22 protein-coding genes and 1 riboswitch are annotated in these 23187 nt (G+C 30.5%); of the genes, 8 read left to right on the top strand and 14 right to left on the bottom strand.

Going from position 1 to position 23187, the window contains the following annotated elements; translation table 11 throughout:
• Nucleotides 1–132 precede the first annotated feature (132 nt).
• From thiE to GQS58_RS08035, 7 genes are all read right to left on the bottom strand, one after another.
• The gene (gene thiE / locus GQS58_RS08065; protein ID WP_166384674.1) at nucleotides 133–738 is read right to left on the bottom strand and encodes a thiamine phosphate synthase; all 606 of its coding nucleotides are present in this window, start codon (nucleotides 736–738) and stop codon (nucleotides 133–135) included.
• Nucleotides 735–1499 carry a hydroxymethylpyrimidine/phosphomethylpyrimidine kinase gene (locus GQS58_RS08060; RefSeq protein ID WP_166384672.1) on the bottom strand — a complete coding sequence of 255 codons (765 nt, stop codon included), beginning with the start codon at nucleotides 1497–1499 and terminating at the stop codon, nucleotides 735–737. Before GQS58_RS08060 ends, thiE begins: the two co-directional genes overlap by 4 nt.
• 571 nt (nucleotides 1500–2070) lie before the next feature.
• Nucleotides 2071–2673: a thiamine phosphate synthase gene (locus GQS58_RS08055; protein WP_166384670.1), complete on the bottom strand. Its 603-nt coding sequence runs from the start codon at nucleotides 2671–2673 to the stop codon at nucleotides 2071–2073.
• Between the two features lie 199 nt (nucleotides 2674–2872).
• Nucleotides 2873–4732: a phosphomethylpyrimidine synthase ThiC gene (thiC, locus tag GQS58_RS08050; protein WP_166384668.1), complete on the bottom strand. Its 1860-nt coding sequence runs from the start codon at nucleotides 4730–4732 to the stop codon at nucleotides 2873–2875.
• 49 nt (nucleotides 4733–4781) lie between these two features.
• Entirely contained in the window at nucleotides 4782–4985 is a 204-nt protein-coding gene (gene thiS / locus GQS58_RS08045; protein WP_166384666.1) for a sulfur carrier protein ThiS, read from the bottom strand.
• Nucleotides 4986–5034: 49 nt separating this feature from the next.
• Nucleotides 5035–5129, bottom strand: a riboswitch (TPP riboswitch).
• Between the two features lie 71 nt (nucleotides 5130–5200).
• The gene (locus GQS58_RS08040; RefSeq protein ID WP_166384664.1) at nucleotides 5201–5497 is read right to left on the bottom strand and encodes an LETM1 domain-containing protein; all 297 of its coding nucleotides are present in this window, start codon (nucleotides 5495–5497) and stop codon (nucleotides 5201–5203) included.
• Nucleotides 5497–6660, bottom strand: a complete 1164-nt coding sequence (locus GQS58_RS08035) for a proline dehydrogenase family protein (protein ID WP_166384662.1) — start codon at nucleotides 6658–6660, stop codon at nucleotides 5497–5499. Before GQS58_RS08035 ends, GQS58_RS08040 begins: the two co-directional genes overlap by 1 nt.
• Before the next feature lie 89 nt (nucleotides 6661–6749).
• On the opposite strand from GQS58_RS08035, the gene aroB reads away from it, so the two are divergent.
• A complete protein-coding gene (gene aroB, locus GQS58_RS08030) occupies nucleotides 6750–7808 on the top strand; it encodes a 3-dehydroquinate synthase (RefSeq protein WP_166384660.1) in 1059 nt (352 codons plus the stop codon).
• A gap of 191 nt (nucleotides 7809–7999) precedes the next feature.
• On the opposite strand, the gene GQS58_RS08025 is transcribed toward aroB, so the two are convergent.
• The 3 genes from GQS58_RS08025 to GQS58_RS08015 all read right to left on the bottom strand — a co-directional run bounded on the left by GQS58_RS08025 (nucleotide 8000) and on the right by GQS58_RS08015 (nucleotide 11544).
• Nucleotides 8000–10513: an outer membrane beta-barrel protein gene (locus GQS58_RS08025; protein ID WP_166384658.1), complete on the bottom strand. Its 2514-nt coding sequence runs from the start codon at nucleotides 10511–10513 to the stop codon at nucleotides 8000–8002.
• A gap of 207 nt (nucleotides 10514–10720) precedes the next feature.
• Nucleotides 10721–11011, bottom strand: a complete 291-nt coding sequence (locus tag GQS58_RS08020; protein ID WP_254712997.1) for a helix-turn-helix domain-containing protein — start codon at nucleotides 11009–11011, stop codon at nucleotides 10721–10723.
• 80 nt (nucleotides 11012–11091) lie between these two features.
• Entirely contained in the window at nucleotides 11092–11544 is a 453-nt protein-coding gene (locus tag GQS58_RS08015; RefSeq protein ID WP_166384656.1) for a cold-shock protein, read from the bottom strand.
• Nucleotides 11545–11820: 276 nt separating this feature from the next.
• Between GQS58_RS08015 and GQS58_RS08010 the strand changes: the two genes are divergently transcribed.
• The 6 genes from GQS58_RS08010 (at nucleotide 11821) to GQS58_RS07985 (ending at nucleotide 18674) form a co-directional block, all read left to right on the top strand.
• A complete protein-coding gene (locus tag GQS58_RS08010; RefSeq protein ID WP_166384654.1) occupies nucleotides 11821–12861 on the top strand; it encodes a hypothetical protein in 1041 nt (346 codons plus the stop codon).
• Nucleotides 12862–13037: 176 nt separating this feature from the next.
• Nucleotides 13038–13709 (top strand): TetR/AcrR family transcriptional regulator, encoded by a 672-nt coding sequence (locus GQS58_RS08005; protein WP_166384652.1) that lies wholly within the window; start codon nucleotides 13038–13040, stop codon nucleotides 13707–13709.
• A 2-nt stretch (nucleotides 13710–13711) separates the two neighbouring features.
• Nucleotides 13712–15376: a peptidase domain-containing ABC transporter gene (locus GQS58_RS08000; RefSeq protein ID WP_166384650.1), complete on the top strand. Its 1665-nt coding sequence runs from the start codon at nucleotides 13712–13714 to the stop codon at nucleotides 15374–15376.
• A gap of 6 nt (nucleotides 15377–15382) precedes the next feature.
• Nucleotides 15383–16738: an HlyD family secretion protein gene (locus tag GQS58_RS07995; protein WP_166384648.1), complete on the top strand. Its 1356-nt coding sequence runs from the start codon at nucleotides 15383–15385 to the stop codon at nucleotides 16736–16738.
• Between the two features lie 28 nt (nucleotides 16739–16766).
• Nucleotides 16767–18167, top strand: coding sequence for a TolC family protein (locus tag GQS58_RS07990; protein WP_166384646.1), 1401 nt, complete (start codon nucleotides 16767–16769; stop codon nucleotides 18165–18167).
• Nucleotides 18168–18239: 72 nt separating this feature from the next.
• A complete protein-coding gene (locus tag GQS58_RS07985) occupies nucleotides 18240–18674 on the top strand; it encodes a hypothetical protein (protein WP_166384644.1) in 435 nt (144 codons plus the stop codon).
• Between the two features lie 108 nt (nucleotides 18675–18782).
• Here GQS58_RS07985 and GQS58_RS07980 read toward each other — a convergent pair whose 3' ends face one another.
• The 4 genes from GQS58_RS07980 to GQS58_RS07965 all read right to left on the bottom strand — a co-directional run bounded on the left by GQS58_RS07980 (nucleotide 18783) and on the right by GQS58_RS07965 (nucleotide 21393).
• Complete coding sequence (locus tag GQS58_RS07980) at nucleotides 18783–19142, bottom strand: MaoC family dehydratase (protein ID WP_166384642.1); 360 nt, start codon at nucleotides 19140–19142, stop codon at nucleotides 18783–18785.
• A gap of 3 nt (nucleotides 19143–19145) precedes the next feature.
• Entirely contained in the window at nucleotides 19146–19769 is a 624-nt protein-coding gene (locus GQS58_RS07975) for a trimeric intracellular cation channel family protein (RefSeq protein WP_166384640.1), read from the bottom strand.
• 76 nt (nucleotides 19770–19845) lie between these two features.
• Entirely contained in the window at nucleotides 19846–20967 is a 1122-nt protein-coding gene (locus GQS58_RS07970; protein ID WP_166384638.1) for a DEAD/DEAH box helicase, read from the bottom strand.
• Between the two features lie 30 nt (nucleotides 20968–20997).
• A complete protein-coding gene (locus tag GQS58_RS07965) occupies nucleotides 20998–21393 on the bottom strand; it encodes an acyl-CoA thioesterase (protein WP_166384636.1) in 396 nt (131 codons plus the stop codon).
• 105 nt (nucleotides 21394–21498) lie between these two features.
• Between GQS58_RS07965 and GQS58_RS07960 the strand changes: the two genes are divergently transcribed.
• Nucleotides 21499–22839 (top strand): MATE family efflux transporter, encoded by a 1341-nt coding sequence (locus tag GQS58_RS07960; protein ID WP_166384634.1) that lies wholly within the window; start codon nucleotides 21499–21501, stop codon nucleotides 22837–22839.
• Nucleotides 22840–23187 lie beyond the last annotated feature (348 nt).

Below are 23187 nucleotides of genomic sequence, written 5' to 3'. Positions count from 1 at the left end.
CACTTGTCAGGTCGAGCGCAGTCAAGACCTTTTAATAATTCAGTTAAAATAAGAACCTCTCGAAAACTGCGTTTTCTACTTTCAATTAAAATATATTTTAATCTCAGTAATGCTCGAGGAAACATTGATTTATCAATTTAAAATTTTTTGAAATTCAGCAATACTGCTAACTTTTTTTGTTATTTCTCCAGAAACTGCAATTCCATAAATTCCTGTATTTATTATTGCAGGAACATTTTTTAAAGTGATTCCGCCTATTGCAATAATTGGAGTTTCAGTTTGTAATTCTTCGAGTATTTTTTTGTAACCTAAAACACCCAAAACCGGACTTAAATTCTGTTTTGTTTTGGTAAATTGATAAGGGCCTAAACCAATATAATTTACTTTTTTATCTAATAAACTGGAACAATCTTCAGTAGTGTTTGCAGTCCCTCCAATTATAAAAGACGCCCCTAAATAGGCACGAACTACTAACGGACATTCATCACTTTTACCTAAATGCACTCCGTCTGCTTTTATTACTTTTGCAATTTTGTAATGATCGTTTATAATAAGTCTAGCTTTAAAACTATTTGTTATTTCTCTTGCTTTTTTTGCCGTTTCTAGAATTGTTTCAGCATCACAATTTTTTAATCGCAACTGCACCCAATCTGCTCCAGCAACACACACTTTTTGTATGTTTTCTAAATGAACTTCAGGCGTTTCACCTTGTGATATATATTGTAATTTACTAATCATTCGTTTTGATAATTATGTGTTCCTAATAAAGATTCGTTAGAACTTAAAAACTGTTCCGTGTAGAATTTTGTATTTCTACAAGCATCTTCCAAAGGAAGCTCTTTTAATAAATTTGCCGCTAAAGCGGATGATAAAACACAACCACTTCCATGTTTTTCAAAAATCGGGTTTGTAGTTATTGGCGGAATATTTAGTTTTACTATTTTACTGCAATACACTTCGTCCCAACCTTTTTTATCGGTTCTATGTCCGCCTTTTAGATAAACATTTGTTCTTTCTGCGATAAATTCTATGGTTTGTTCTATGCTTTTATCAGGAAACAACGCTTTTATTTCATCATAATTTGGCGTTATAAAATTGCAATTTTGTAATACTTTTTCAAAGGTTTCTAAATCTTTTAGGGTATGAAATGTAAAACCTGTACTTGCTTTTAAAATAGGATCTAAGACAATTTTAATATTCGGATTCATTTTTTTTAAAGTCAGAATTACTTCTAACAGCGTTTTCCAAGATTGAATAATTCCAATTTTTACAACAGGAATTGAAAAACGTCTAAAAAGTTGTTTTACTTGACTTAATATTACTTTTTTCTTGATCCAAATACAATCTGTAAATTCAATATCATTCTGAACCGTAACTGCCGTACAAACCGATAATCCATATAGATTATGCGCTTCAAATGTTTTAATATCCGACGTAATGCCTGCGCCACTTGACGGATCTAAACCTGCAATGGTTAATATGTAGTTTTTTTGACTCAATTTTTTATTTCTTTTTTTTAATTTTTTCCTTTTTTTTTTAACAGTTTTGTATTTTGAAAACGTGTTCTCGATACATTTTTATTTCGTTACCACTTCATAAAAACACTCGAACTGACTAGAGTTCTCTTTATTGTGTTTAAAATATGAGTTAAATAATCTCCTCTTTTATACCTTTAATTATGGCGTTCCCTTTTAGGTCAGGCTTTCGCTACTCGCTTTTTTGTGAAAGAAAAATTCACAAAAAGAGCTTAGACAAACCGCTCAATCCTTAACGCAAAACAACTTAGTACCTTAAAACGTTTTCTCGATACCTTTTTTATTCCGTTACCACTTTATAAAAACACTCGAACTGACAGGAGTTCTCATTTTTGTGGTTAATTAGTATGCGTAACAGACTTATTTGTTCTCAATAAATTTTAATCATAAAACAAAGATTCTACTTATTTCAACTGTCATTGCGAGGACGAAGGACGTGGCAATCTATACTTAATGCACTTTCCTAATTCTTCCATCTAAATGACTTTTAATTTATATAGTTCTCGACTGCGCTCGAACTGACAAGCCAAAGACATTAATTTATTAAACATACTTGATAAGCATGTTTTATACTTTTAAAACTCTCAACCGGTTTTTCAGCATTCCAAATGCCGCCTAAAACTCCAATTCCTTTAAAACCTAATTGCAACGTTTCTTGGATAGTTTCTGCATTGATTCCGCCCATACCAACAACTTTTTTATTAATATGGTTTACATCAAAACCTCTGCCTTCATATCCTTCTTTAGAAATGGAAGAAAAAACAGGACTTAATAAATGGTAATCGAATTCGAAATAACAATCTTTTAAAACTTTTGGTTCATGAAAAGAAGAGCTAATTGTTTTACCATACATGTTTAAGTTTTTAAAATATTCACTCGGATTATCGATACAATCTATTCTTTTTTGTTCTTGAAAATGAATTCCTTTTAAGTTGAACTCGTTAATCAATTCATGATGATAATGCACTACAATTCTGTTGTGAAATTCGGTATCTATCTGATTCAAATATGCAACGTGTTCTTCGTAATTTTTAGCTGGTTTTCTAAAATGATAATACATTAAACCTTCTTCAAATAATTGGTTTAGTATTTCTATTTCGTTTGGAATATCTTTTTCTGGTGCAATAAGAATTATCATAGTGATTTTAGTTTTTGATATTAAAAGATAAGATTACTTCGTTGTACCTCCTCGTAATGACGATAACTTTCACCTTCTTGTAATTACGGTTGCTAGGTTTTGAGTTAGGGATTGCAGTGGCATCCTTTTGCTTTTTTGCAAAAGATATAACGGAAAGCCCGCCCACGCTTTTTTTTAGCGTGGGAACTTCCTAATTATTTTACAAATACACTTCGGATCCTTTTTCTTTAAACTCCTTAGATTTTTCTTTGAAACCTTTTGCAATTACCTCGTTGTCTACAATGTCGTTTTCGGCTGCAAAGTCTCTCACTTCTTGAGAAATTTTCATAGAACAAAATTTCGGTCCGCACATAGAACAGAAATGTGCCACTTTTGCTCCATCGGCAGGTAAAGTCTCATCGTGATACTCTAAAGCACGCTCAGGATCGAGTCCTAAATTGAATTGATCATTCCAACGGAATTCAAAACGCGCCATACTTAAGGCGTTATCTCGGTGCTGAGAACCTGGATGCCCTTTTGCTAAATCGGCAGCATGGGCAGCCAATTTGTAAGTAACCACACCAACACGAACGTCTTCTTTATTAGGCAAACCTAAGTGCTCTTTTGGCGTTACATAACACAACATAGCGCAACCAAACCAACCAATCATAGCAGCTCCGATACCGGATGTAATATGATCGTATCCTGGTGCAATGTCTGTAGTTAAAGGTCCTAATGTATAAAAAGGCGCTTCGTCGCAAACGTCAATTTGCTTCTCCATATTTTCTTTAATCATGTGCATTGGCACGTGCCCTGGTCCTTCTATAAAACACTGAACTTCGTGCTTACGAGCAATCTGAGTTAACTCGCCCAAAGTTTCTAATTCGGCAAACTGCGCTTCGTCATTTGCATCTGCAATAGAACCCGGACGTAAACCGTCTCCTAAAGAAAAAGCAACATCGTATTGTTTTAAAATCTCACAAATATCTTCGAAATGTGTGTATAAAAAGCTCTCTTTATGATGCGCTAAACACCATTTTGCCATGATAGATCCTCCACGAGAAACGATTCCGGTAACACGTTTTGCGGTCATTGGCACGTAACGTAACAAAACACCTGCGTGAATGGTAAAATAATCGACACCTTGCTCTGCTTGTTCTATTAAAGTATCTTTAAAAATCTCCCACGTTAAGTCTTCTGCAACTCCATTTACTTTTTCTAAGGCTTGGTAAATTGGCACGGTACCAATTGGCACAGGAGAATTACGAACAATCCACTCACGTGTTTCGTGAATATTTTCTCCGGTAGATAAATCCATAATATTATCTGCTCCCCAACGACACGCCCAAACTGCTTTTTCTACTTCTTCTTCTATAGAGGATGTTACGGCAGAATTACCAATGTTTGCGTTTATTTTTACTAAGAAGTTTCTACCTAAAATCATAGGTTCTGCTTCTGGATGATTGATATTTGATGGAATTACAGCACGACCTCTTGCAACTTCGCTTCGTACAAATTCTGGTGTAATTTTATCTGGTATAGAAGCACCAAAATGTTCGCCTTTGTGTTGCTTTCTAATCTCCGTCATTTCATCGATTCGTTGGTTTTCACGAATAGCGATGTATTCCATTTCTGGCGTAATCATACCTTGTTTTGCATAGTGCAATTGGGTAACGTTTTGTCCTTTTTTTGCTCTTAAAGGTTTCTTTAATAAGGCAAAACGCATGTGATCTAAACTCTTATCGTTTAAACGCTCGTTGCAATAATCCGAAGAAAAGCCATCTAATTGTTCTACGTTTTTTCTATCTAAAATCCATTGTTCACGAATTCTTTCTATCCCAGCGTGAATATTAATTTCTTTGTTTGGGTCTGTATAAGGTCCAGAGGTATCATACACCGTTACAGGTTCGTTTGGTGTTTTCTTTTTCGTCATAGAATCCGTCGTATCACTCAATGCAATTTCTCGCATGGCAACTTTTATCTGTGGATGGATTTTACCTGCTACATATACTTTTGTAGAATTAGGAAACGGGTGTCTTGTAATTCCGTCTTGTTTTGGTGCGGTGTCTTTGCTCTTCATAAATTTTAGTTAGATCAATTAAATAGTTCGTTTTTTAATAGTCTAATTACTAACCTCCTTGAGTGGATTTAATAATTAAAACTTCATCACTATTTTGAAGTAACCGTAAAGACCAATCGCTTTTTTTAACGACACTGCCGTTTATAGCAATCGCAATTCCGTTCGTTTTTATTTCTAAAAAACGAATTAATTGTTCAACCACTAAAATTTCTGAAAATTGATGTTTCTCTTGGTTTACTTTTATAGTAATCATATTTTTTAAATATTTACTGTAAACCGTAGAGAGGTAGTTTTTGTATAACTAAATCTAAGCAACTTTTTCCTACGTTGGTATTAACCAAATCAGGTTCTAAGGATTTTTCTCAAACTAATTTAATAGCTACTCCTAAAGTTTACTCTACAAATGTATTGTATTATTTTTTGATAAATAAAGTTTTAAGGACTTAAATTTTAAAATAATTTTAAGACCTATTTTTTGTCACCAGGTAAATCATCTTTAAAAGCCGATGGTAAAATATCTGGAATTAATTTTATTAAAAGTGGTAATAACAATGCGCCTCCCGGAAGCAAGAATACAGCTAAAGCAGGTATAGACTTACAAATATCTAACAATTGTATTCTAATCTTTCCCTTTTCTTCTTCTGTTAAATTAGAATGTGTTGCTTTCTTTATAAGATAAACAGCTTCTTTACTTTGTCTTAATTCTTGTGCAAGACGTAACTTATTTCTATAAAGCAGCGCTTTTATTTCTTCTAAACTTGTCATTATAATTTTCTTCTCTTTCTTTCTGTTTTTAAGAGATTTAACTCTCTACTTGTTTGTCCTGAAACCGATGTATTCTCTTCTGCTCTTCTTATTAAATAAGGCATTACGTCTCTAACAGGTCCAAATGGTAAGTACTTTGCAACATTGTAACCTTGGTTGGCTAAGTTATAACTAATATGATCGCTCATACCAAATAATTGCCCAAACCATAAGCGATTATCATTTTCTTTTATGTTGTGTTTTTTTGCTAAATCCATTAACAAATAAGAACTATCTTCATTATGAGTACCTGCAAATAAAGCCATTTTAGGTTGTTCCATCATGTAATTTATAGCAGCATCATAATTAATATCTGTAGCTTGTTTGTCTTTGCAAATTGGTGATGGATAGCCTTTTTCTTCGGCTCTTTCTCTTTCTTTTTCCATATATGCACCTCTCACTACTTTCATACCAATATAAAATCCTTTGTCTTTTGCTTTGGTATGTAGAGTTTTTAGATAGTCCATTCTATCGTGTTTATACATTTGTAATGTATTAAAAACAATGGCTTTTTCTTTATTATACGTCTCCATTAATTCCTCAATCAATTCGTCTGCAGCTTTTTGCATCCAACTTTCTTCTGCATCAATTAATAACGGAACATCTTTTTGAATAGCTACTTTACAAACTTTATGAAAACGGCCTACTACTCTGCCCCATTCCGCTTGCTCTTCTGTGGTTAACTCTTTTTCTTCGGATAATTTTTGAAATAATCCAAAGCGTCCAAAACCTGATGGTTTAAAAACAGCATAAGGTATCGATTGTTTTTCTTCACAAAAATTAAGAATTTTTAATATTTTTTCTAAAGCGCCATCAAAACTTACCTCTTTATCTTGCCCTTCTACAGAATAATCTAAAACACTATGTACATTTCCGTTATTATACATATTATCTATAATTGGCATACAATCATCTTCTGTTACACCTCCACAAAAATGATCGAAAACAGTAGAACGAATTAATCCTTCTACGGGCAAATGTACTTTTAAAGCAAAATTAGTTACAGCAGAGCCAATTCTTACCATTGGTTCATTTTGTATCATTCTAAACAAAAAATAAGCGCGTTCTAATTGAGAATCTGTTTTTAAAGAAAATGCAACTTTGGTATTGTCAAAAAGTTTCATACTATATCGTTTTAGTAGAAACAAATATAGTTATAGAATGGTAATAATTGAATAATTTATTTTTAATTTGCATACTTAATAATTTATCTATGAAATCTATTAAATCAATAACATACCCAGTTCATTTTCAAGACAAAGCCTACAAAGAGCTTTCTAATTTAATTGCAACTAATAACTATTCTACGCTCTTTATTTTGGTTGATGAGAATACAATGGAACATTGTTATCCTAAATTTATACCCAATCTAGAAACAGACAAACGTATTGAAGTTATAGAAATTGAGTCTGGAGAAATTAATAAAAATCTAGAAACTTGTATTGGCGTTTGGAATGCTATTACCGAATTAGGTGGTGACAGAAAAAGTTTAGTAATTACTTTAGGTGGTGGCGTTATTACTGATTTAGGTGGTTTTGTAGCTTCTTGTTTTAAGCGTGGAATTGACTTTGTAAATATTCCGACGACTCTATTATCTATGGTTGATGCTTCTGTTGGAGGAAAAACTGGAGTTGATTTAGGTGTACTAAAAAACCAAATTGGATTGTTTGCAAACCCCGAAATGGTACTTGTAGATACCGATTATTTAACGACTGTTACAGAGAGAGAAATTAAATCTGGTACTGCAGAAATACTTAAATATGGTATTACCTACGATCTTAAACTATTTAATGAAATAAAGAACAACAAAGGACTGAATATTAATGATTTAATATATAGATCTATAGAGATAAAAAACGAAGTTGTTTTACAAGATCCTAAAGAACAAAGCTTACGTAAAATTTTAAATTTCGGTCACACATTAGGGCATGCAATTGAATCTTTTTACCTAGAATCTGAAGACAAAGAGAACCTTACCCATGGAGAAGCAATTGCTATTGGAATGGTTTGTGAGTGTTTTATGTCTGCTAAATTATTAGGTTTCCCAACCGAAAAAGTAAACGAAGTAAAAGAAGTTGTTTTATCAATCTATACTAAAACAAATCTTTTAAAAGAAGACTTTTCGGACATTATGGAATTACTAAAACATGATAAGAAAAACGTAAACGGACAAGTAAATTTTGTCTTACTAAACGATTATCAAGATTATAAAATTGACTGTAAAGTTCCTGAAGAATTGATTATTGAAAGTATGGAGTTTTATAATAGCTAAGATTATTAGGTAGCTTTGCTTTTAGAAACAAGACATTAAAAAGACCTTTCAACTTAAAAATTGAAAGGTCTTTTTTATGATGAAATAGAAAAAACTAAATGATAAGTACTTCTTTAAATATGCTATCAAAAAAAAAAAAACCCCTTCAGGTTTTAAAAACCTGAAGGGGCTGAATATATATAATCTATGTTTTAAAACTCTTTCTTACCAAATTCACTATCAATAAATTTCGATTTATTTTTGGCTGCATTAAAGGTATAAGATAGGTTTAAAGAAACCATATCTACTTCATACTTATAGTTTGTACTTGTAAAAAAGTTACTTCCAGATGTCCTTATACGCTGTTCATTAGTGCTTAACAAACCCATATCTATATTTTGCCATTGTAAAGTAGCCGTTAATCGATCGTCCATAAACTTTTTTCTAAAGGTTAAGTTCGGAGAGTAAAAACGAGAATCTTCTCCCATTGCTGTATTTCTATCAGACAAATAATTAAAGGTAAACTGTACAGACGCATTTTCCCAGAAATTATAGGTAGAGTTTAGGTTTAAAGAATAAATAGTTGATTTAGAATCTATATTATAACTTCTTTCAATACCATCTCTGTGTTTAAAATTTAAAATACCATCAATTGCATAATTATACACATTTGCACCAAACGAGTTGGTCCAATTTTCTGTTGGTTTAATAGTTGCCCCAATCTCTAAACCAATTGCATTACTTTTACCTACGTTAGAAAACACTCTATTAATTACACTATCTATTATTGCTCCGCTTTGCTCGTAAGCCAACGTATTTACACGATTAATAACATTATCTACATGTCTATAATAAGCCGTTGCATACACAGAATTTCCTTTTTTTAATTTTTTAGTAATTCCTAATTCTACTAAATCTATAAATTCTGGTAATAACGTGTTATCTCCTTGTTCAAAAACCTCTGAATGCTCACGCTCTGCAAAACTATTCATTTTAAAAGTAGTTGTTCTTTCTACTCTTTTACTATACGCTGTTTTTATATTTGTTTTATCATTAATCTTATATTGTAAAGATGCTGATGGAAATAACTTTACAAAATCGTAATTATATACATTTTCGGTTGTTTCACTTCTTAAAGCCTCTTTATACACTCTATCCATAGATTCTAAACGAACTCCGGCTGCATAATCCCACTTACTTTTAGAACCTGTTAATTGCGCATAACCAGAATGAATGGTTCTTTTTAGGCTTACATCACTAGAAAACTCTGGCACAAGGTTTCCATCTCTTTCATACACAAACTTACCTGTGTGGTCTAAATCTCTATATTGATATCCTGTTTCTAAAGTACCAAAAGAAAAAGGTTTCCATTGATAATCTAAGTTAAAACGAGTTCCGTATAAAGGATTATCGTTGGTATTATATTCTTGTTGATAAACAATTGCATTATCAGGGTTTCCTAAATTGTCATTTTCTGTTGGTCCTCCTAAAAAAGTATATTCATATAAGATAGAAGCAGATAATTTTGAAGTATTATCAAATTTATGTGCATAATCAAAACTACCTAAAGCAAAATCTCCTTTTCTAATTCTTAAGTTGTGGTTGTAATAGCTAAAAGTATATTGACGATTATCTGTACCTATTGGAGATACTGCATGATTATCAAAATATACAATATCTGCTAAACGTTCTTTAGTTCGTTTTCCTGCAAAAAGACCAACTGAATATGTGTCTTTTTCATTTGGTGTATAATCTACGTTAAAACGTCCGTTATAAGTAACCTCATCAAAACTACGTTCACCATCCGAAGGTAAAAAAGTTGTTTTATTTTCTGGAGTATTCACAATAAACATTTCTCCTTCTCTTCTACCCGTTTTATCATTTCTTTGGTAACTAGCACCTACAGAAATATTCCAATTATCTGTTCTTTTATTAACAGTTGCATCTATTCCATATCTTCCCGCAGGAACTTTAGTATCGTATTCTTCTATTGAAGGAAATCCGCCACGAACATTAATCTGTGCAAAAGTTCCGTTAACGGCACCTTTTTTAGTGATAATATTTAAGATACCTCCTTTTCCTTCCGGATCATATTTTGCAGAAGGCGCTGTAATTAACTCAACACTCTCTAAAGCATTAGCAGGTAATTGTGCTAAAATAGCACTTGCATCTCCTTGTGTTGGTTTTCCGTTTATTAAAACAGTAAACCCTTTACTACCTCTTACACTAATATCTCCTAAACCATCTACAGTTATAGACGGTAAGTTTTTAACCACATCTACTGCATTTCCACCAACGGTACTTTGGTATTTTTTTGTATCAAAAACTTGTCGGTCTATTTTATGTACAACCGTACCTCTTTCTGACTTTATAACAACTTCATTCAACTGATTTCCAGCACCTAAAACTAATTTTATAGTTCCTAAATCTTTTCTTTCCCCTTTTTTATTGATAACAATTGACTTAATCGTCTTTATTTGATATCCTATAAAAGAAGCTTCTAAATAATAGTTACCAGGTTTTACATCTGCTACAGAAAATAAACCATCAAAATTAGTAACAACACCAGTAACCAATGTTTTATTATTTGTTTTATACAAAGCTACAGTTGCATATTCTAGCGGATAACTTTCATCTGCTTCAATAATTTTACCAGTTAATTGAGCGGTTGCAAATTGACTTATAATAAGCGTGAGTAATAAAAATGCACATTTTTTAAATTTCATTGAAATAAGTTTTTATGTAAGTTATATGTTGGTTAAACTATATTAAGTGGTTAGACTAAATAAGTATAAAAGGTTTAATTGATTTGTTTTGTTACATCACAAAAAAAAACACCTCTTAAACAGCGTCCTTAATAATATCTAGCAAAAGTACTTTAGCTTCTTGTTATTAAAATGGTCTATTTGAAAATTTCACGGTCTATATAGCCTTCATATTAATTTTAACTCCTTATGGGTTTCCCCTGTATATCGTTTAAAATATTTAGTAAAGTGAGAAGAATCTTTAAAGTCTAAACTATAAGCAATATCACTTATTGCGCCATTAGTATATAACAATCTTCTTTTAACTTCTTTAATTATATGTTCTGAAATAATATCTGAAGCAGATTTATCATACTCTTTTCTACAGTTTGCATTTAAGTTTTGAGGAGTAGTCTTTAAATTTTCTGCATAAAAGTTTACATTATTTTTTAATGTGTGAGATGAAAAAGATGTAAATATTAATATACTTTATAGTAAGAAGTAAAAAAAAAATCCTTCTTAAAAGAAGGATTTTTTTTATAAAGTATCTGTGTAAAGTATTAAACTTTCTTAACTTTTACTGCATTCATACCACGCATTCCTCTTTCTAATTCGAAAGAAACTTTATCGTTTTCTGCAATTTCATCTATTAAACCACTTACGTGTGTAAAATATTTTTCGTTATTTTCTAAGTCTATAATAAAACCAAAACCTTTAGAAGAATCAAAGAAAGAAACCTTTCCTTTTCTAACAGGATCTTCTTCTGGTAAATCTTCTTTTTTGGTTACAGAAATCTGAATATCTTCCAATTCATATTCTACTTTTAATTCTGGATCTGGTGGAGTATCTGTTAAATTTCCATTATGATCCACATAAGCAAATTGGATACCTGTTGACCCATTTTCATCTTTGTCCGCTTTTCTAGCGTCCATTTTCTTTTGCTTATCTAAACGTTTTTTTAAACGTTTTTTTTCTTTTTCACTTTTACTAAAGGTTTGCTGCGATTTTGCCATTAAAAATATAAGAGTTTTTTAAATTAATATTTCTGAAAAGATAAAATACCTAACTGGAAATTCGAAATCAAACTAACGCTAACTAGTGTATTTAGAGGAGTGTATTTTTTCTTATGTCTGCAAAGATACGATAAATTTAAAAGTTTTCAAAATAGTTATAGGTTTATGACCATTTATTTTATTAATCCTTAAAATATTATAAAAAAATGCATTTTTAAAAAACCAACTCTAAAACTATTACGTATATATTTTTGATAACTAAAAAAATATTAAATTATGAAGACAATTAAAATTTTCACATTAGTATGTGCAACAGCCCTAGGTTTAACATCTTGCTCTGATAACGAGAATAATATTACAGCTCAAGTACAAACTAAATTATTATTTACCTCTAACAATTCTGACGGAAATGTAAATATTTACAACGTAAACAATACAAAAGCTGTTACTAAATCTACATTAACCACAACCACTAGCGCTGCAGATGGCATCTATTATAATAGTGAAGAAGATTTAGTTATACAAGCATCTAGAACTACTTTTGGCATAGAAGGTTATGCAGGTGCATCATTAGTTCCATCTGATGTTTCTGCAAATGTAAGTGCAAGTGTAACTGCAAGTGTTGTTGGAAGTCTAGATATGAAAAGTCCTAGAGAATTGGCCGTAAACGGTAATTTTTATGTAGTAGCAGACAATGCCGATGCAGATGGAAATACAGAAACTAAGGACGGAAAATTATTTATCTACACTAAAAGTGGAAATCAATTTAATTTAAGAAATACAATTACAACAAATTTTAAACTTTGGGGAATAACCTTTATTGGTAACGATTTGTATGCTATTGTAGATACAACAAATGAGTTAGCTGTTTTTTCTAATTTTTTAAATAACAAATCTACCACCTCATTAAGCGCTACAAAACAAATAGCAGTAGAAGGTATTGTAAGAACACACGGCTTAACGTATGATATGGATACAGATACTATGATTTTAACAGATATTGGTGAAGCTTCTAACGGGCAAGATGATGGTGGTTTTCAAGTAATAGAAAACTTTACAAGTAAATTTAGCGCTACTACTAATGGAAATATTTTAGCTTTAACTGAACAAACAAGAGTTGCAGGTTCTAATACCTTAATGGGCAACCCAGTAGATGTAGCTTATGATGGTGACACTAAAACTGTTTTTATTGCGGAAGCAGGAAATGGTGGTGGAAGAATTCTAGCTTTTAATAATTTTACTAATGGAGGAAACTTAACTCCTATATATAATGCAAGTTTAACTGCAGCTTCTGCAGTATACTTATATAAGAATTAAAAAATATTTCAACTTTTTTAGTTGAATATTTAATGTTGATGTTAGCCTTCCGTTTTTACGGAAGGTTTTTTTATGCAGTCTTTTTAAGTAACCTTTTGTTAAAAATTAAATAAAAAATAGTAAACCATACTTTTATAATAGTAATACTATTATATTTGCACTTTAAATAATAAATTATGAAAAACTTATTATCTGTTTTAAAAATTTCTGTATCAGATAAAATTTTTATAAAAGATCCCGAAACTTCTGTTTTAGGGAAAAAAATTATAGAACATAGTATTTTACTGATTCATGAAATTGGTTTTGAAGCTTATACTTTTAAAAAACTAGGAACTAAAATTGGTTCTAATGAGAGTTCTATTTACAGGTATTTTGAAAGTAAGCATAAGTTGCTTTTATACTTATCATCTTGGTACTGGGCATGGTTAGAATATCAATTAGTTTTAGAAACCTTTAGCATTACTAATCCTTTAGAAAAGCTAGAAAAAGCCATTTTTATTGTAACTAGAGTTGTAGAAGAAGATGGAAATTTACCGCACATCAATGAAAAAATATTATATAAAATTATTGTTAGCGAAAACTCTAAACACTTACTTCCTAAAGAAGTAGATGCAAAAAACAAAGAAGGATATTATGAAACTTATAAAAGAATAATTACTAGAATTAGTGATATTATTTTAGCTGTAAACACAAACTACCCATACTCTTTAAGCTTAGCGAGTACACTAATAGAAGGCAGTTTACATCAACATTACTTAAAAGAACATTTCCCTTCTATTACAAACTGTAATAAAGATAAAAATTCAACACAGTTTTTTACTGAACTCGTAAAAAATACAATTAAATAATTATGGAACAAAAACAATTAACTCCTTGGAAAAGGTTTATTGGTTTATTAAAACTAGAAAGAAAAGACATCTTCCAAATATTTTACTATGCTATTTTTGGCGGAATTGTAGCTTTATCTCTACCCTTAGGTATTCAGGCAATTATCAATTTAATACAAGGTGCACAAATATCTAGTTCTTGGATTGTGTTAGTAATTATGGTTACCATTGGTGTTCTTTTTTCTGGAGCATTACAATTAATGCAATTAAGAATTATAGAAACCATTCAACAAAGAATATTTACACGAGCTTCCTTTGAACTCAGTTTTCGTTTTCCAAAAATAAAAATGAATGAACTGCGTAATGATTATCCACCAGAATTAGCCAATCGTTTTTTTGATACATTAACCATACAGAAAGGACTATCTAAAATATTAATTGATATACCAACAGCACTTCTACAAATTATTTTCGCCTTAATTTTGTTATCTTTTTACCATTCTTTTTTTATTGTATTTGGTATTCTATTGTTACTTTTAATATATATCGTATTTAAATTTACAGCTCAAAAAGGACTAGAAACTAGTTTAATAGAATCTAAGAAAAAGTACAAAGTAGCCCATTGGATACAAGAAGTTGCAAGAACTCTAGTGAGCTTTAAATTATCTGGAAACACTAGTTTAGCACTTCAGAAAAACGATGATTTAGTGAGTCAATATTTAGAAGCAAGAGAAAATCATTTTAAAATATTGATGATACAATTTATTCAAATGATAAGTTTTAAGGTAATAGTAACTGCTAGTTTATTGCTAATTGGTGGTGCTTTAGTTTTAAATCAAGAAATGAATATTGGGCAATTTGTTGCTGCAGAAATCATTATCCTTTTGGTTATTCAGTCTGTAGAAAAACTAATTATAGGTTTAGAATCTTTTTACGATGTGCTAACATCCATAGAAAAAATAGGACAAGTTGTAGATAAAGAGCTTGAACCTCAAGAAGGAGAAAGACCTTTATTTAAAGAAGGTTTAACAATAGAGTTAGAGGATGTTTCTTTTGGTGTAGAAAATAGAGAGAAACATATTATTAAAAATATTTCATTTACCTTAAAACCTAAAAGTAGAATTTTAGTAATGGGAGAAAGTGGCGCAGGTAAGTCTACTTTATTACGTTTAATTTCTGGAGTTATAGAACCCGTTGCAGGTAATATTTATATCAATAATCTATCACTAAGTAGCCTACATTTAAATCATTATCGTTCTCAATTAGGTTTATCGTTATCAGACGAAACACCATTTGAAGGTAGTATTAAAAACAATTTAGTTTTTGGTGATAAAAACATTAAAGATGATATTATATATGATGCTTTAGAAATTGTTGGTTTAACACAATTCTTAAAAGAGCAACCCAAGGGATTAGAAACTGTTTTATATCCCGAAGGGAAACAAATGTCTTACACAATTGCAAAGAAATTAATTTTAGCGAGAGCTATTATAAAGCAACCTAAAATAATGATTTTAGAAGACCCTTTAGATCAATTTAATTTAGAAGAAACAGTCCGTATCATTAATTATTTAACAGATATTAAAAGACCTTGGACTTTAATTGTAGTGAGCAGTAAAAAGAGCTGGAGAACTCAATGTAACGAAACAATTACGTTAGAAAAAGGTGAAATTAAATCAATAAATTAAGTAGCAATGTTAAATATATCTAACAACCAATTACATAAAAACTTTGATTTAGCTGCGTTTAAATCTGGTAAGAATATTTTTACTAAAGAATATTATAAGGCTTTTAATAAATTTCTTTTAGCCTTTGCTATTATAGGTTTTATAGCGCTCTTTTTACCTTGGACACAGAATATAACGGGCCAAGGTTTAGTAACCACTTTAACACCAAACCAAAGACCACAAACAATTCAATCTCAAATTCCTGGAAGAATTGAAGAATGGTTTGTAACAGAAGGAGATTTTGTAAAAAAAGGAGATACCATTTTAAGAATATCTGAAGTTAAAAGTGATTATTTCGACAATCGCTTAATAGAAAGAACTAGCGATCAAATTAATGCTAAATCCTCTTCAGTTATATCATACCAAGGTAAAGTAGCCGCTTTAAAAAGACAAGTTAATGCGCTTAAACAAGAACAAGTGTTAAAAATTGAGCAAACAAAAAACAAACTTTTACAATCTAAATTAAAAGTAAAAAGTGATAGTATAGATTTTGAAGCTGCCAAAACAAATAGCACCATTGCAGAAACACAATACGATAGAACAAAAACTTTGCAAGAAGAAGGTTTAAAAGCCGTCATAGATGTAGAGGAAAAACGAATAAAACTACAAGCTACACAAGCCAAATTAATTTCACAAGAAAATAAATTATTAGCAAGTAGAAATAATGTTTTAAATGCAAAACTAGAGTTATCTAGAATTAATGCAACGTATACCGATAAAATTTCTAAATCACAAAGTGATATGTACACAGCACAATCAAGTGGTTTTGATGCTGAAGCACAAGTGTCTAAATTAGAAAATAGTAGAAGTAATTATAGTGTTAGAAATAGCTTATTATTTATTACGGCACCACAAAATGGTTACATAAACAAAGCGCTAAAAGGCGGAATTGGAGGTACTTTTAAAGAAGGTGAAGACCTTGTTGGTATTATGCCAGAAAAATACGATTTAGCAGTAGAAACCTTTGTAAGACCAATTGATTTGCCCTTATTACATATAGGTGAAAAAATGCGTATTCAGTTTGATGGTTGGCCAGCAATTGTATTTAGTGGATGGCCAAATGCTTCTTACGGTACGTATGGTGCAACGGTTATTGCTATCGAAAATTTTATTAGTACTAATGGTAAATATAGAGTTTTATTAGCGCCAGATAAAACTGCTGATAATGATTGGCCGGAAGCAATTAGAGTGGGATCTGGCGCTAGAACAATTGCGTTGTTAGAAGATGTACCTATTTATTTTGAAATATGGAGACAACTAAATAGCTTCCCTCCTAACTACTATCAACCAAAAGGAGCAAAAAGTGATACAAAGAAAAAATAATATCAATTTGTTTATTTGACACATTATTATGAAAACATATATTTTAATATTTCTTCTATTTTTTACTTCTGGGTATTTTGCACAAGAAAAAGTAGCTTCTGTTATGACATTGTCGGAGTATTTAGGCTATGTAAAAAACTATCATCCTATTGTAAAACAAGCGCATCTTATTATCAATGAAAGTGAAGCTAAATTACTAAAAGCAAGAGGTGCTTTTGACCCAAAAATTGAAGTGGATTTTAATAAAAAACAGTTTAAAGAAAAAGAGTATTATAATAAATTAAATGCCGCTTTTAAAATACCAACGTATTACGGAATTGAGTTTAAAGCAAATTTTGAAAACAATGATGGCTATTACTTAAATCCAGAAAACACGGTTCCAGAAGATGGGTTATATAGTGCCGGAGTTTCTGTTTCTTTATTAAAAGGTCTTTTAATAAATACAAGAATGGCTTCTTTAAAACAAGCTAAATTTTTTTTAAACCAAGCAAAAGAAGACCAACAGATTTTGGTAAATGAAATTTTATACAACGCTTCTCTTTCTTATTTTAATTGGCTTAAAACATATCATCAAAATAGTGTCTATAAAGAGTTTTTAACAAATGCAGAAATCCGTTTTAAAGCTACAAAAATAGCTTTTTTAGAAGGAGAAAAACCAGCGATAGATACTACCGAAGCATCTATTACATTAAAAACCAGAAAACTAAATTTAGAAAAATCTAGAATAAAATTAGTAAAATCTTCTTTAGAATTGTCTAATTTTTTATGGTTAAATGATAATACACCTGTAGAACTAAAAGAAACTATTATTCCTGATATTCATACAGTAGATAATGTAGATGTTACTTTTAATATTGCGTTATTTAATAATGCTAATTTTGATATTACTAACCATCCTAAAATTAAATCTTTAGAATACAAAATAAAAAGTTTACGTATTGATAAAAACTTAAAATTAAACAACTTACTCCCTAAACTAGATGTTCAGTATAATTTTTTAACAGAAAAAAGAAATCAAATAAACTCTTTAAATACTCAAAATTATAAAGCAGGAATTAATTTTAAAGTCCCTTTATTTCTAAGAAAAGAAAGAGGAGATTTTAAACTATCGAAAATTAAGCTTCAAGACAAAAAATTTGAAAATGAAGTAGCTAAAGTTGCCATCAAAAATAAAGTAAATGCTATTCAGCAAGAATTAGATTCTTATGTTTTACAAAATAGTTTAACAACTGATATTGTTAAGGATTATGGAACCTTGTTAAAAGCAGAAGATCGTAAGTTTTTCTTAGGAGAGAGCTCTCTTTTCTTGGTCAATTATCGTGAAGTTAAATTAATTGAAGCCAAGCTAAAAGCTATTGATTTAGAAAATACTTTCTTTAAAACTAAAGCTAGTTTATTTAAAGCTACTGGTATTTCTATTGTAGAATAACTTACTGAATTACATAGTGATACATGCTTTTTTTGTACATTTAGTAAATTGATGAACAATAAAAATAGATGTATGAAAAATAACCTAAACAAACCAAGTAAAGCTTTTTGGATAATTGCAATTGTTGGATTACTTTGGAACACTATGGGTGTAGATGGTTATCTAAACCAGGCTTATCAAACGGAACGTTTTAAATTAATGTACACAGAAGAACAACTAGAATTTATTTACAACACACCGTCTTGGGTAATGGCTGCTTTTGCAATTGCAGTATTCTCATCTGTTTTGGGTTGTATTTTATTATTCTTCAAAAAAAAATTAGCCAAAGTATTTTTTTTAATCGGATTAATTGCGGTATTAATACAAACAACTTATAATGGCTTTATAAACCCTGGTAAAGAACTGTATGGCGTTATGGAATACTCTATGCTAATCATAATTCCACTTTTCGCTGTTTTTCTATTTTGGTTTTCTAAAAAATGTGCAGACGATGGAATTCTAACTTAAAATCCTTTTATTTATTTCCTTTTTATTGAAAAAAAGCGGCAAGAAACTCTGCAACACAAGCTGGTTTTTCTTGTCCTTTAATTGCTATCGTACAAGAAAATGTAACTTTTATTCCGTTATGGGGCATTTCTTTAATTTCCTTAATTGACTATTTACAGGAACAGGATTAGGAAAACGGACTTTATTTAAGCCATAATTCAAGCCCATTTTAATACTTTTTATCGAAAAAGAAGCCTCTAATAATTTAGAAATCATGGCTACAGACATAAAACCATGTGCAATGGTAGCTTTAAAAGGACTCTCCTTCTCTGCTCTTTTTTCATCAATATGAATCCATTGTTTGTCTAAAGTAGCATTTGCAAAATCATCAATCATTTGCTGGGTAATAGTATACCAATCTCCAACAGGCAATTGTTGTCCCTTTATCTTTTTAAAATCTTCGAAATTTGTAAACTCTAATGGTTTCAACTCTTACTTTTTTGTAAATAGATCTTCTTTAATTTTAGGCAATTCTAACTGAAACTTAACAGAAACTACCCTGATAATAACTATAATACATGCTGATAATACAAAAACTACATTTTCAGGAACCTTAAATTGACTTAAAATTAAATAAGCGATTCCACCAACTAAACAAGCAGAAGCATAAATTTCTTTTTCAAAAATTAAAGGTATTTTATTGGTTAAGACATCACGTAAAACACCTCCAAAAACAGCAGTAAGCATACCCATTATTAAAGCAATAATAGGATGTAAATCAAAAAATAATCCTTTTTTTAAACCTAATAAAGTAAAAACACTAATCCCTATTGTATCAAACAAAAACATTGTTTTCCCTAAGTAAATTATTTTACTTTTAAAAAGAAATGTAAAAATAACGGCTGTAAAAATAGTATAGAGATAATTTAAATCACCAATCCAATTTATGGGATGCGCATTCATTAAAACATCACGCAACATTCCGCCACCAACTGCAGTTACAAAAGCAATAATTAGCACACCAAATAAATCTAACTTTTTATCAGATGCTACTAAAGCGCCACTAATTGCAAAAGCAAAAGTTCCTAAGATATCTAAAACATAAATGAGTTCCATTTACATCAATTTAATTATGAAAAATAGTATCAAAAAACCGAAGTTTTTCAACTAAAAAACTTCGATTTGGATTTTGTTATACGGTAACTTCAGAAAACTTAATATTTAACTCTTTCTGAATTTCATGAATTCTCACGATTTCTGAAGGTAAAATAAAAGCAATTGAAACTCCTGTTTTTCCTGCTCTTGCAGTTCTTCCACTTCTGTGGGTGTAGTATTCTAATTGTTCTGGTAATTGATGGTGAATTACAAATTCTAAACCACTTACATCAATACCACGTGCAGAAACATCTGTAGAAACCAAATATTGTAAATTCTCTTTCTTAAAAGCACGCATTACTTTGTCGCGTTCTTTTTGTTGCATATCTCCTTCTAAAGCTGCCGTAGAAAAACCTTCTTCAATTAAAAATGCAGCTAAATTCTGTGCACCTGCTTTTGTTCTACAAAAGATAATACCTCTTTGGTCTTGTCTCTTTTCTAAGAAAGTTACAATATCTGCCGCTTTTTCTTTTAAGGTAGTTTTAGCAAAATGATGACGGATATTTGCATTTACCAAAGAGCTTCTATTAATTTCTACTCTTGGCGCATTAGCATCCATATAGGTCTTTACAATTCTCTTAATTTCTTCTGGCATTGTTGCAGAAAACAACCAAGTTTTTCTATCAGATTCAGTTGTAAACTTTAAGATTCTATTTAAATCTTGTTTAAAACCCATGCTTAACATTTCATCAGCTTCATCTAAAACAACTGTTTTAACATGGCTAATATCTATGTTTCCTCTTTCTATTAAATCGATTAATCTACCAGGAGTAGCTACAACAATATGCGTAGTTCTCTTAAGATTATTCATTTGTCTGTCAATTTTTTCTCCACCAAAAACAGCTTCCACAAATATTTTATCTTCACTAAACTTCGTAAACTTAAATAATTGCTTTTTTATTTGTTGTACCAACTCTCTGGTTGGCGATAAAATTAACGCTTGTATATGGTCTGAACTCGCATCTATATGATGAAGTATAGGCAAACCAAAAGCAGCCGTTTTACCTGTACCTGTTTGTGCTAAACCAATAAAATCTGTAGGCGCATCCAATAAAATTGGAATTGCTTTCTCTTGAATTTCTGAAGGCGTAGAAATCCCTAATTCTTTAATTGCTTGTATATAATCTTTGGTAATTCCTAAGGAAGAAAAAGTTGACATTTTGTATCTTAATTTTGTGCAAAGATACTTTTATTTAGGAAGTTGTAATACTTTTAAAACATTTTCTCTAATTCTTGCAGGCTTAAAGGTTTTAGAATCTAACATTGCCCATATTGTTTTAGCTTTCACCAATATAGTATTCTCTTTATAAAACTCCATAAAACGGACAGAAGTAATCCCTTTGGTTTCTCCCACCCATGTTTTTACAGTAATTAAATCTCCTAAACTAGCTTGTTTTAAATAATCAATTTCATGCCTCATTACTACCCAAACATACTGTGGTAGTGGATGATTTTTGGTTAAATGAGCCCAATGTGTTGTTGCTATTTTATCCATCCATTTTACATAGACCAAATTATTTACATGATCTAAATTGTCTATATCTTCGGATGAAACTGTAATCGTTAATGTAAATACGTTTTCCACTTTAATCAATTTTAGCAAACATAAAAATTTTATGATATATATAACAATTATTGCTGCGTAGATTTATGCAGAACTTAGTCTTTATATCGATATTTGTAAAATATTATGACAGAATTAGCAAACGACTTAGGGACTCAAAAAATTAGTACACTATTAATCAAGCAAGCAGCTCCAGCTACCATAGGAATTCTTGTAATGTCTTTAAATATGATTGTCGACACTATTTTTGTGGGACAATGGATTGGTGTTTTAGCAATTGCTGCTATTACAGTAGTTTTGCCAATTGCTTTTCTAATTTCTTCTATAGGAATGGGAATAGGTATTGGAGGAAGCTCCATTATATCTAGAGCTTTAGGAGCAGGAAATTCTAAGAAAGCCTTTTTAACTTTTGGTAATCAGGTTTCATTAACTGTTATTTTAGCCATTCTTTTTGTAATTCTTGGATTTTTTTTTAGTGTACCTCTTCTAAATTTATTTGGCGCCAAAGGCGATATTTTACCCATAGCATCAGAATATTTTAGTGTTGTTATATATGGAGTTCCCTTTTTGGCTTTTGCAATGATGGGAAACCCAACCATTAGAGCAGAAGGAAAACCTAAATTTGCCATGTATGCAATGATGGTTCCTGCTGTACTAAATGTTATTTTAGATATTATTTTTATCAAATTCTTTAATTGGGGAATGTGGGGAGCAGGTTTAGCAACTACCATTTCTTTTATGAGTTCTGGGTCGTATATATTGTACTTCTTTTTATCTTCTAAAAGTGAATTAAAAATTATTCCTAAAAACTTTAAATTAGATTTTAATATTGTTAGAGAAATTGTAGAATTAGGAGGCGTTTCTATTGTAAGACAAGGTGCAATAAGTATCTTAATGATTGTTTTAAATTACTCTCTTTTTAAATATGGAGGAGAAATATCTATTGCCGTTTACGGAATTATTAATAGAGTAATGATGTTTTCACTCTCACCTGTTATGGGGGTTTCTCAAGGTTTTTTACCTGTTGCTGGTTATAATATTGGTGCAAATAAAAATGAAAGAGTTAAAGAAACTATTAAAAAAGCGCTTTTATATGGTTCTGTTTTAGGAACCATCATTTTTATAGCCATTTTATTTTTTAAAGAAGAAGTAATTGGTATTTTTACAACTGATACTACTTTATTAGCTGAAACACCAAATGCAATGTTAATAGTCTTTTTAGCAACTCCAGTAATTACCATGCAGTTAGTTGGTTCTGCCTATTTTCAGGCAGCAGGAAAAGCATTACCTGCTTTATTTTTAACCCTTTTAAAACAAGGGATTTTCTTAATTCCGTTAGCTTATTTTTTGCCTAAATATTATGGAATTAGTGGTATTTGGTGGTCTTTCCCTATTGCAGATGTTTTATCGACCATAATTACAATTATCGTTTTAAAACGTGAGGTTGATAAGAATTTGAAGCACTAAAATTTTTATATTATTCAGAATGAAGCAGGAAGAAGAAGCTCAATTTTAGAAGCTAAGAGATTTCTCAATCGCCTAAAAAGGCTCATTTCGAAATGACAATTGTCTTTAAAACGAAATTAAAAACCTCCATGAATCTCTTTATGTTCTCTGTGAATCTCTGCGAAAGAACCCAATTATGTTTTCAATGTATTTACAACTGACTCAGTAAAAGGAAACTTCATTTTAGAATATTCAAGATTTCTCAATCGCCTAAAAAGGCTCATTTCGAAATGACAATCGTCTTTAAAACAAATTTAAAAACCTCTGTGAATCTCTGTATTTTCTCTATGAATCTCTGCGAAATAACTC

The sequence above is a fragment of the Polaribacter sp. 11A2H genome (genome assembly GCF_011379025.1).
Lineage (GTDB): Bacteria > Bacteroidota > Bacteroidia > Flavobacteriales > Flavobacteriaceae > Polaribacter.
This window is presented reverse-complemented; position numbering and strand designations above follow the sequence as displayed.

Coding starts and splice junctions, on each gene's coding strand:
- GQS58_RS08015 (WP_166384656.1), bottom strand. CDS start 11,544: ATGGCAAAATCGCAGCAAACCTTTAGTAAAAGTGAAAAAGAAAAAAAA.
- GQS58_RS07960 (WP_166384634.1), top strand. CDS start 21,499: ATGACAGAATTAGCAAACGACTTAGGGACTCAAAAAATTAGTACACTA.
- GQS58_RS08010 (WP_166384654.1), top strand. CDS start 11,821: ATGAAGACAATTAAAATTTTCACATTAGTATGTGCAACAGCCCTAGGT.
- GQS58_RS07970 (WP_166384638.1), bottom strand. CDS start 20,967: ATGTCAACTTTTTCTTCCTTAGGAATTACCAAAGATTATATACAAGCA.
- GQS58_RS07995 (WP_166384648.1), top strand. CDS start 15,383: ATGTTAAATATATCTAACAACCAATTACATAAAAACTTTGATTTAGCT.
- GQS58_RS08005 (WP_166384652.1), top strand. CDS start 13,038: ATGAAAAACTTATTATCTGTTTTAAAAATTTCTGTATCAGATAAAATT.
- GQS58_RS08000 (WP_166384650.1), top strand. CDS start 13,712: ATGGAACAAAAACAATTAACTCCTTGGAAAAGGTTTATTGGTTTATTA.
- aroB (WP_166384660.1), top strand. CDS start 6,750: ATGAAATCTATTAAATCAATAACATACCCAGTTCATTTTCAAGACAAA.
- thiS (WP_166384666.1), bottom strand. CDS start 4,985: ATGATTACTATAAAAGTAAACCAAGAGAAACATCAATTTTCAGAAATT.
- GQS58_RS08055 (WP_166384670.1), bottom strand. CDS start 2,673: ATGATAATTCTTATTGCACCAGAAAAAGATATTCCAAACGAAATAGAA.
- GQS58_RS07990 (WP_166384646.1), top strand. CDS start 16,767: ATGAAAACATATATTTTAATATTTCTTCTATTTTTTACTTCTGGGTAT.
- thiC (WP_166384668.1), bottom strand. CDS start 4,732: ATGAAGAGCAAAGACACCGCACCAAAACAAGACGGAATTACAAGACAC.
- GQS58_RS07975 (WP_166384640.1), bottom strand. CDS start 19,769: ATGGAACTCATTTATGTTTTAGATATCTTAGGAACTTTTGCTTTTGCA.
- GQS58_RS07985 (WP_166384644.1), top strand. CDS start 18,240: ATGAAAAATAACCTAAACAAACCAAGTAAAGCTTTTTGGATAATTGCA.
- GQS58_RS08035 (WP_166384662.1), bottom strand. CDS start 6,660: ATGAAACTTTTTGACAATACCAAAGTTGCATTTTCTTTAAAAACAGAT.
- GQS58_RS08040 (WP_166384664.1), bottom strand. CDS start 5,497: ATGACAAGTTTAGAAGAAATAAAAGCGCTGCTTTATAGAAATAAGTTA.
- GQS58_RS08025 (WP_166384658.1), bottom strand. CDS start 10,513: ATGAAATTTAAAAAATGTGCATTTTTATTACTCACGCTTATTATAAGT.
- thiE (WP_166384674.1), bottom strand. CDS start 738: ATGATTAGTAAATTACAATATATATCACAAGGTGAAACGCCTGAAGTT.